The organism is uncultured Brevundimonas sp., assembly GCF_937870815.1.
GTDB lineage: Bacteria > Pseudomonadota > Alphaproteobacteria > Caulobacterales > Caulobacteraceae > Brevundimonas.
On the sequence record NZ_CALMZS010000053.1, the window covers coordinates 1 to 8,021 of the forward strand.

The 8,021-nt window shown below is 69.1% G+C and carries 9 protein-coding genes; 6 read left to right on the forward strand and 3 right to left on the reverse strand.

Annotated features, from left to right (window positions below; all coding sequences use genetic code 11):
- Both Q0588_RS03375 and flhA read left to right on the forward strand, forming a co-directional pair.
- Positions 1-243: helix-turn-helix domain-containing protein (locus Q0588_RS03375; protein WP_298743778.1), on the forward strand; the 243-nt coding region annotated here is incomplete at its 5' end.
- A gap of 227 nt (positions 244-470) precedes the next feature.
- Positions 471-2,561, forward strand: coding sequence for a flagellar biosynthesis protein FlhA (gene flhA, locus Q0588_RS03380; protein ID WP_298743791.1), 2,091 nt, complete (start codon positions 471-473; stop codon positions 2,559-2,561).
- A 10-nt stretch (positions 2,562-2,571) separates the two neighbouring features.
- On the opposite strand, the gene Q0588_RS03385 is transcribed toward flhA, so the two are convergent.
- Positions 2,572-3,279, reverse strand: a complete 708-nt coding sequence (locus tag Q0588_RS03385; protein ID WP_298743793.1) for a hypothetical protein — start codon at positions 3,277-3,279, stop codon at positions 2,572-2,574.
- A 114-nt stretch (positions 3,280-3,393) separates the two neighbouring features.
- Here Q0588_RS03385 and Q0588_RS03390 point away from each other — a divergent pair, with 114 nt between their 5' ends.
- From Q0588_RS03390 to Q0588_RS03400, 3 genes are all read left to right on the forward strand, one after another.
- Complete coding sequence (locus Q0588_RS03390) at positions 3,394-4,782, forward strand: CHASE3 domain-containing protein (protein ID WP_298743780.1); 1,389 nt, start codon at positions 3,394-3,396, stop codon at positions 4,780-4,782.
- Positions 4,783-4,914: 132 nt separating this feature from the next.
- Positions 4,915-5,358 (forward strand): NUDIX domain-containing protein, encoded by a 444-nt coding sequence (locus Q0588_RS03395; protein WP_298743782.1) that lies wholly within the window; start codon positions 4,915-4,917, stop codon positions 5,356-5,358.
- A 117-nt stretch (positions 5,359-5,475) separates the two neighbouring features.
- Positions 5,476-5,664: a CsbD family protein gene (locus tag Q0588_RS03400; protein WP_298743784.1), complete on the forward strand. Its 189-nt coding sequence runs from the start codon at positions 5,476-5,478 to the stop codon at positions 5,662-5,664.
- Here the strand turns inward: Q0588_RS03400 and Q0588_RS03405 are convergent.
- On the reverse strand, positions 5,649-5,966 hold the full coding sequence (locus Q0588_RS03405; protein ID WP_298743786.1) for a hypothetical protein: 318 nt from the start codon (positions 5,964-5,966) through the stop codon (positions 5,649-5,651). The two genes, Q0588_RS03400 and Q0588_RS03405, sit on opposite strands and share 16 nt — an antisense overlap.
- Positions 5,967-6,273: 307 nt before the next feature.
- On the opposite strand from Q0588_RS03405, the gene Q0588_RS03410 reads away from it, so the two are divergent.
- Entirely contained in the window at positions 6,274-6,990 is a 717-nt protein-coding gene (locus tag Q0588_RS03410; protein WP_298743788.1) for a hypothetical protein, read from the forward strand.
- Positions 6,991-7,013: 23 nt separating this feature from the next.
- Here Q0588_RS03410 and Q0588_RS03415 read toward each other — a convergent pair.
- Positions 7,014-8,021, reverse strand: a 1,008-nt coding sequence (locus tag Q0588_RS03415; protein WP_298743790.1) for a VWA domain-containing protein, incomplete at its 5' end; no start/stop codon positions are given.

An 8,021-nucleotide genomic window follows, 5' to 3' on the forward strand; every position in this document is an offset into this window, starting at 1 on the left:
CGCGCCGCCCATGTCGCCGACGCCGTCACCCGCGCCCACGTCGGCCAGACGGTGGCGCAGATGGAGAAGGCCCTGATCCTCGACACCCTGTCGCACTGCCTCGGCAACCGCACCCATGCGGCCACCATCCTCGGCATCTCGATCCGCACCCTGCGCAACAAGCTGAACGAATACGCCGACGAGGGGACCTCGATCCCGGCGCCCCAATCGGGCGTCGCCGCCGCCGGCTACGCGGCGGCCTGAGCATGGAAGCCGTCGGCCGTGAGTAGGAGACGCATATCGCTTCCCTCTCCCGAGGGGAGAGGGCTCGAGCGCACGGCGGCGAAGCCGTCGTCCTTGCGCGAAAGGGCGAGGGCGACCGGCGTCAGCGACCTCAAACACCGTAACCCCTCATCCGACGAGGCTCCGCCCCGCCACCTTCTCCCGATGGGAGAAGGATCGATATGACCGACGTCCCCGCCTCGACCCTGATGAAGGACGGCATGGCCCGTCCGACCGGGCGCGACATGATGGGCTGGGTGGCGCGCGGCGAGGTCGGCATGGCCGTCGGCGTCATCGGCGTCATCCTGCTGCTGATCCTGCCGATCCCCGCCTTCCTGATGGACATGCTGCTGGCGCTGTCGCTGGTCTCGTCCGTGCTCATCCTGATGACCGCGGTGATGATGAAGAAGCCGCTGGACTTCGCCATCTTCCCGACCGTCCTGCTGGTCTCGACCCTGTTCCGGCTCGGCCTCAACCTGGCCTCGACCCGGCTGGTGCTCAGCCACGGCCACGAGGGCTCGGGCGGCGCCGGCCAGGTGATCCAGGCCTTCGGCGCCCTGATGATGGGCGGCAGCTTCATCATCGGCATCATCATCTTCGCCATCATCCTGGTGGTTAATTTCGTGGTCATCACCAAGGGCTCGACCCGCATCGCCGAGGTCAGCGCCCGCTTCACCCTCGACTCCATGCCGGGCAAGCAGATGGCCATCGACGCCGACCTGTCGTCCGGCCTGATCGACGAGGAGGCGGCCAAGCGGCGGCGCAAGGAGCTGGAGCAGGAATCGACCTTCTTCGGGGCCATGGACGGCGCCTCGAAATTCGTCCGCGGCGACGCCGTCGCCGGCCTGATCATCGTCTTCATCAACGTCATCGGCGGCATATTGATCGGCGTCGTCCAGCACCAGATGCCGATCGGCGACGCGGCCAATTCCTATGTCACCCTGACCATCGGCGACGGCCTGGTCACCCAGGTGCCGGCCATCATCATCTCCATCGCCGCCGGCTTCCTGGTCTCCAAGGCGGGCGTCGAGGGCACGGCCGACAAGGCGCTGGTCGCCCAGCTGGCCACCAATCCGGTCAGCCTCGGCGTCGTCTCGGGCGCCGCCGGCCTGATCGGCCTGATCCCCGGCATGCCGCTGCTGCCCTTCGCGGCCCTGGCCATCGGCGCCGGCTTCATGGCCTGGCGCCTCGGCCGCCAGCGGCTCAGGCCCAGGCCCGCCGACGCCGAGCTGAGCGCCGCCGCGGCCAGCCCCGGGGAGGACGTCGAGGAGCCGATCGGCACCGCCCTCAACATCGACGAGGTCAAGATCGAGCTGGGCTATTCCCTGCTGTCGCTGATCAACGACCTCGAGGGCCGCCGCCTGACCGACCAGGTCCGCGCCCTGCGCCGTTCGCTGGCCCAGGAGTACGGCTTCGTCATGCCGTCGGTGCGCATCCTCGACAACATGCGGCTCGGCACCCAGGGCTACGCCATCCGCATCAAGGAGATGGAGGCCGGCTCGGGCGAGGTCCGGCTCGGCTCGCTGATGGCCATGGACCCGGCCGGCCGCCAGGTCGAGCTGCCGGGCGAACACACCCGCGAGCCCGCCTTCGGCCTGCCGGCCACCTGGATCGACGAGAGCCTGCGCGAGGAGGCCACCTTCCGCGGCTACACCATCGTCGACCCGTCGACGGTGCTGACCACCCACCTGACCGAAATCCTCAAGGAGAACATGGCCGAGCTGCTCTCCTACGCCGAGGTGCAGAAGCTGCTGAAGGAGCTGGGCCCGGAAGAGAAGAAGCTGGTCGACGAACTGATCCCCTCGGTCGTCACCGTCACCACCCTGCAGCGCGTGCTCCAGTCGCTGCTGCGCGAGAAGGTGTCGATCCGCGATCTCGGGGCCATCCTCGAGGGCCTGGCCGAGGCGGCCCCGCACACCAGCTCGGTCACCACCCTGGTCGAACACGTGCGCGCCCGCCTGTCACGCCAGCTGTGCTGGCAGCACAAGGGCGACGACGGGGCCCTGCCGGTCGTCACCCTGTCGCCGGACTGGGAGCAGGCCTTCGCCGAGGCCCTGGTCGGCACGGGCGAGGACAAGCAGCTGGCCATGGCCCCGTCGCGCCTGCAGGACTTCATCCGCGCCGTCCGCGACGTGTTCGAGCGCGCCGCCATGGCCGGCGAGACGGCGGTGCTGCTGACCGGGCCCCAGGTCCGCCCCTACGTCCGCTCGATCATCGAACGGTTCCGCGGCCAGACCGTGGTGATGAGCCAGAACGAGGTCCACCCCAAGGCCCGGCTGCGGACCATCGGGACGGTCTGACCGGCGGGCCCTAAGGCTCTGTCCAGCCCCCCGCCGAGGCCGCCCGGGCCGCGTCATTGGCCGGCCGGGCGACCAGGCCCGACTGGGTGATCCACACCTCGTAGCGGGCCCCGTCGGCCATCGGCATATAGGCCCCGCCGCCGTACAGGGTGTCGACCGCGTCGACGTAGCGGCGGTATTTGCGCGCCGTGTCCCAGGCGCTGATCTTCCACGGCAGCCAGTCCGGCCCCGCGTCGCCCCCGGCCAGCGGATGCACGCTGCGCGCGCCGTTGATCTCCTGCTCGATCGAGCGGTAGCGGCCCGACAGCCGGTCGAGGCGATACTGCGTGTCGAGGCCGAGGACGTTGGCCCAGGGCTTCCACTTCAGCACCTGGGCCTCGATGCGCCATTCGTCGCCGTGCAGCGGATAGAGGTTGTTCAGGGCCGGGGCGTTCTCGCCGCCCGCCGGCTGCATCACCGTGGCCTCGTAATACTGCGGGCCCAGCTGGCGGGTCTCGATGGTCGCCACCGGCCGCTCGTAGGTCAGGCGCGAATAGGTCTGCACGTCGAGGCCCAGCAGGGCCGTGATCATGGCGGCGGCGAGCAAGCCCGCCCCGCCGGCCCCGCCCAGCAGGCCGCCGAGGAGGCGGCCCCGGAACAGGGCGCCGAGCCCTCGCGACAGCAGCGCCAGCCCGACCAGTCCGACCAGCGCCGGCGCGATCCACCACCACCAAACCATATTCACACTCCACCCCTGCCCGGAATGATCTTTACCCTAAATCCGCGGAAGGGGGGCGGTTTCCCCTGTCACGCGACTGGACAGGCCGGAACGCGCCGCTAATGCTCACGCCCGATGTTTCCGGCCGTCCGCTCGAGCCTGCCCGCCCTTATCCGGTTCGCGCGGACGCCGAGCATCGGGCGGTCGATCGTGGCCCTGCTGGCCGGGGCGATGGCGCTGCTGCTGGCGGTCAATATGACGACCTTCGTCATGATCCAGCGCACCACCGAGTTCAACGACCAGGTCGAGCGCTCGCAGCAGGTCCGGCGCGCCGCCCGGGTCCTGCTGCTCTCGCTCGTCGACGCCGAGACCGCCCAGAGGGGGTTCCTGCTCTCGGGCCGGGCCGACTTCCTCGCCCCCTACAACCGGGTCGAGGTGTCGGTCGCCGACCAGATGGAGGAGCTGGAACGGCTGGTCGCCGGCGATCCCCAGCTCAAGCCGGCGGTGACGGCCATGCTCGACGCCGCGCGCGACAAGCTGGCGGAGCTGGAGCGGACCCTGGTGCTGTCGCGCACCGGCCGCCTCGGCGAGGCCGTCGAGCTGGTCCGTTCCGGCGACGGCCAGGCGCGGATGGAGACCGTCCGCGCCCAGATGGCGATCGTCGACGAGATCGAGAACGAGCGGTTGGCCTCGCGCACCCTGCAGTCGGAGCACGGCTCGCGCCTGACCCTGTGGGCCAACGCCCTGGGCGGGCTGCTGGTGCTGGTGCTGGCCGGGATCATGATCTGGCTGGTCCGCCGCTACGTCGCCGAAATCCAGGCCGCGCGCGACACCCTCGACCGCATGAACGCCGGGCTCGAAACCGAGGTTCGCGACCGCACCGCCCAGCTGACCCTCGCCCGCGACCGCGCCGAGGCCATGCTGCGCGAGGTCAACCACCGCGTCGGCAATTCCCTGCAGCTGGTCTCCAGCTTCATGGCGCTGCAGCTGCGCCACCTCGCCGACGAGGGGGCCCGGGCCGCCCTGCGGGAGGCCCAGGCCCGCATCGAGGCCGTGGCCCAGGTCCACCGCCGCCTCTACACCTCCGACGACATGTCCTCGGTGGCCCTGGACGAATACCTCGACGGCCTGGTCGCCGAGCTCGGCGGCTCGCTGGCGCCGGGGTCCGGCTCGCCGACCCTGATCCTGAAGGCCCGGCCGCTGGCCGTCTCGACCGACCAGGCCGTGTCGATCGGCGTCGTCGTCACCGAACTGGTCACCAATGCGGTCAAATACGCCTACCGCCCCGGCCAGGGCGGCGAGATCCGCGTGATCCTCGAGCCCGACGCCCGGGCCGGCCGCGCCGTGCTGACCGTCGAGGACGACGGCCCGGGTCTCGGCGACGCCCCGCCCCGGGGCACCGGCCTCGGCGGCAAGATCGTTTCGGCCATGGCGGCCGGGCTGCGTTCCAGGGTCGAATACGATCCCGCCCACGCCGGCGTGCGCGCCCGGCTGGCCTTCGACCTCCAGCCGTTCCCGCTCTAAGCCTGATCGGTTGAGGAGGAATCGCTTCGCGATTCCGCCGATGCCGTGAATCAGGCTCCAGCATGATCCTGGAGCGAAGATCCGGGTTTGGACGCGATCGCGTCCAAACCGATTTCGCTCTAGGCTGGCTCCATGCTCCAGTTCGGCGAACCCGATCCCGCCCTCGACTACACGGTCCGCCCGACCGCCTTCGGCCTGGTCTTCCACGACGGCAGACTGGCCTGCGTCCGCGTCGACCGCGGCGCGGCCAGCTACTACGACCTGCCCGGCGGCGCCGTCGACGGCGACGAGACCGGCGAACAGGCCCTGGTTCGCGAGTTCGTCGAGGAGACCGGCATGGCGGTCCGGCCGCTGACCCGGATCGCCGAGGCGGCCCAGTATTTCCGCAAGTCCGACGGGACCCCGGTCAACAACATCGGCCAATTCTGGATCGCCGAGATGCTGTCGCTCGACCCCGCCGCCAAGGTCGAGGCCGATCACCAGCTGGTCTGGCTGCATCCGCACACGGCCCTGAACGAGCTGCGCCACGACGCCCACGCCTGGGCCGTGGCGGTCTGGCTGAGGCGGGGGCGGTAGCGCCGCCGGCGCCGCGATCGTGACCAACCCGTTGAGGCCGCAAGGGAACATCCCGTCCCCAGGGGGATTGCCCCCGTATGCGCGGCGCCGTGGCCGCGAGCTGCAAGGAGTTCAGACATGCCCGATCGTGATCGAGTCGAAGGCGCCGCCCGGCGCATGGGCGGCAAGGCCAAGGAAGCCGCCGGACACGTCACCGGCGACGAGAAGCTGAAGGCCGAGGGCAGGGCCGACCAGGTGTCGGGCAAGGTCCAGAACGCGGTCGGCGGCCTCAAGGACAGCCTGCGCGGCGATCACCGCGGGAACTGATCGCCTCGGATAGCGCGCGACGCCGCCTCGTCTTCGTTCGAAGGTGGAGCGGCTTGGGCGTTGTCGTTGGCCTCCGAAGCGTCGTCCGCCGGGCGAGCCGGCACCACCGGGCGAGATACCCGGAGCGTGCGGCGGCTGATCTCCGCATACTCGAGGAGCAGGCTCGCCAGGATGGTTAGAAGCCCTAGCTGGGTAAAGTGGTCTCCGCCGATGGGCAGCAGGCCGCGCAAGCTTGGAAAGAACCGCTCGCAGCACAGCGCAAGCATGTCGAGCGCCGCGGCCAGTCGCAGGATGAGGGGCATTTGAAGTCTCCTCTTCTGAGTGGGCGTTGGTAACGCCGCCGTTTTGCTCCGCCGCATCTCCTCGAAAAACTCGGTTCGTCCCGCCAAGACTCGGTTCGGGAGGACGATGTCCGCCGTGAGGGCGGGGCACCGTTAACCATTTGCGCCTGCGTGAGGCGGTCCGGATGCGGAGCGTGAGACCCCGCGAGGGCGGCTGCGGGTCGCTCCTACTTGCGACGACCGGTTGCAAGTGCTAGCGTGTGGGGCTTGGTCGCTCCGGCCCGGGGCTTAGTGTTGTTCGGGGAAACACTTGGCTCAGCTTGGGGACGTGAATATCGCCCGTCTGGAAGACCGGGCCGCGCTTGCTCGGCGGGCGTTGTTCTTCATTCCTTCCGCATGGGTCCGCGTTTACGAAGAGGCGGGTTTGAACGTCGCGGCGTTGACCCGGCGGGCCGGTATTTTGCGAAGCCAACAGCACGATGGAGACATCGCCGGCCGCGAAGCCTTGGAAAAGGTTCTGGCCTGCGACCAGCCCGTCGCCTACGCCCGCGCCAAGGGCTTCATCACCGTGGCCAACGCCGAACTGACCGCCCGGAACGAACACGAGGGCAGGGCCTTCCGGCTGTTCCAGGAAGCGGACATCGTCGCATGCGTGTTCCGGCTGCGGGACGCGCCCGAGATCATGGACACGCTGGCCCTCACGCCGGAACGGCTGTCGGAGGAGACTGGCATTCCTCTCGACATCGTCAAGGCCGCGGTTCGCAAGGAGCGATACCGTATATCGCTGGATCACGCCCTGCGGATCTGGCGGCGTCTGCTGGCCATCACGTCGCGGCTGGAGTCCGCATCGGACAAGCTGATTGCCATCACCCGGAATCCCGCCGACCTGATCTGCACCGACGAGCGGTACAATATGTCGATCCGAAAGGTGGCGGGCCGTCGGTCAGAGGATGACGAGCGCTACGTCTACAGCCGTGATCATCTCGTTGCTGCGCCCGAAGAAGGGCATCCATGGGCTCTTTCGCCAAAAACCGCTGTAGCATGAAGCGCTGATCGGCGCCCGAAGCCTCAGCGGGCCAGGGCCCGCATCGCCGCCTCCAGCCCTTCCAGCGTCAGCGGATACATGCGCTCGTCGACCAGTTCGCGGATCATGCCGACCGAGGCCGAATAGCCCCAGTAGCGCTCGGCCGACGGGTTCAGCCACGCCACCCTGTCCCACTGCCGCACAGCCCGCTTCAGCCAGACCGCGCCGGCCTCCTCGTTCCAGTGCTCGACCGAGCCGCCCGGCATGCTCACCTCATAGGGGCTCATGGTGGCGTCGCCGACGAAGATGGCCCGCCAGTCGGCCGGGTATCTGTGCAGCAAATCCCAGGTCGGAATCTTTTCCGAGTGCCGCCGCCGGTTGTCCTTCCACACCCCCTCGTAGAGGCAGTTGTGAAAGTAGAAGAATTCCAGATGTTTGAACTCGGTCCGGGCGGCCGAGAACAGCTCCTCGCACAGCTTCACATGGGCGTCCATCGAGCCGCCGATGTCGAGGAACAGCAGCACCTTGATGGTGTTGCGCCGCTCGGGCCGCATGTGGATGTCCAGCCAGCCCTGACGCGCCGTGCCGTCGATGGTGGCGTCCATGTCCAGCTCATCCAGCGCGCCCTGCCGGGCGAACCGGCGCAGACGGCGCAGGGCCACCTTGATGTTGCGGGTGCCCAGTTCGACGCTGTCGTCCAGATTGCGGTATTCGCGCTTCTCCCAGACCTTGACCGCCCGGCCCTGCTTCCCCGGCCCGCCGATGCGCACCCCCTCGGGATTGTAGCCGCCGTGGCCGAACGGGCTGGTGCCGCCGGTGCCGATCCATTTCGATCCGCCCTCGTGCCGGCCCTTCTGCTCCTCCAGCCGCTGTTTCAGCGTCTCCATCAGCCGGTCGAACCCGCCCAGCGTCTCGATCTCGGCCTTCTCCTCCTCGGTCAGGTATTTCTCGGTCAGCAGCCGCAGCCAGTCCTCCGGGATGTCCGTCGCCGGGTCCTCGCCCGCCCCGACCGTCTCCACGCCCGCGAACACCTTGCCGAACACCTGGTCGAA

Bases quoted from the DNA above. Each gene is read 5' to 3' on its own strand.
- flhA (WP_298743791.1), top strand. From the start codon at position 471: ATGAAGGACGGCATGGCCCGTCCGACCGGGCGCGACATGATGGGCTGG.
- Q0588_RS03385 (WP_298743793.1), bottom strand. From the start codon at position 3,279: ATGGTTTGGTGGTGGTGGATCGCGCCGGCGCTGGTCGGACTGGTCGGG.
- Q0588_RS03390 (WP_298743780.1), top strand. From the start codon at position 3,394: ATGTTTCCGGCCGTCCGCTCGAGCCTGCCCGCCCTTATCCGGTTCGCG.
- Q0588_RS03395 (WP_298743782.1), top strand. From the start codon at position 4,915: ATGCTCCAGTTCGGCGAACCCGATCCCGCCCTCGACTACACGGTCCGC.
- Q0588_RS03400 (WP_298743784.1), top strand. From the start codon at position 5,476: ATGCCCGATCGTGATCGAGTCGAAGGCGCCGCCCGGCGCATGGGCGGC.
- Q0588_RS03405 (WP_298743786.1), bottom strand. From the start codon at position 5,966: ATGCCCCTCATCCTGCGACTGGCCGCGGCGCTCGACATGCTTGCGCTG.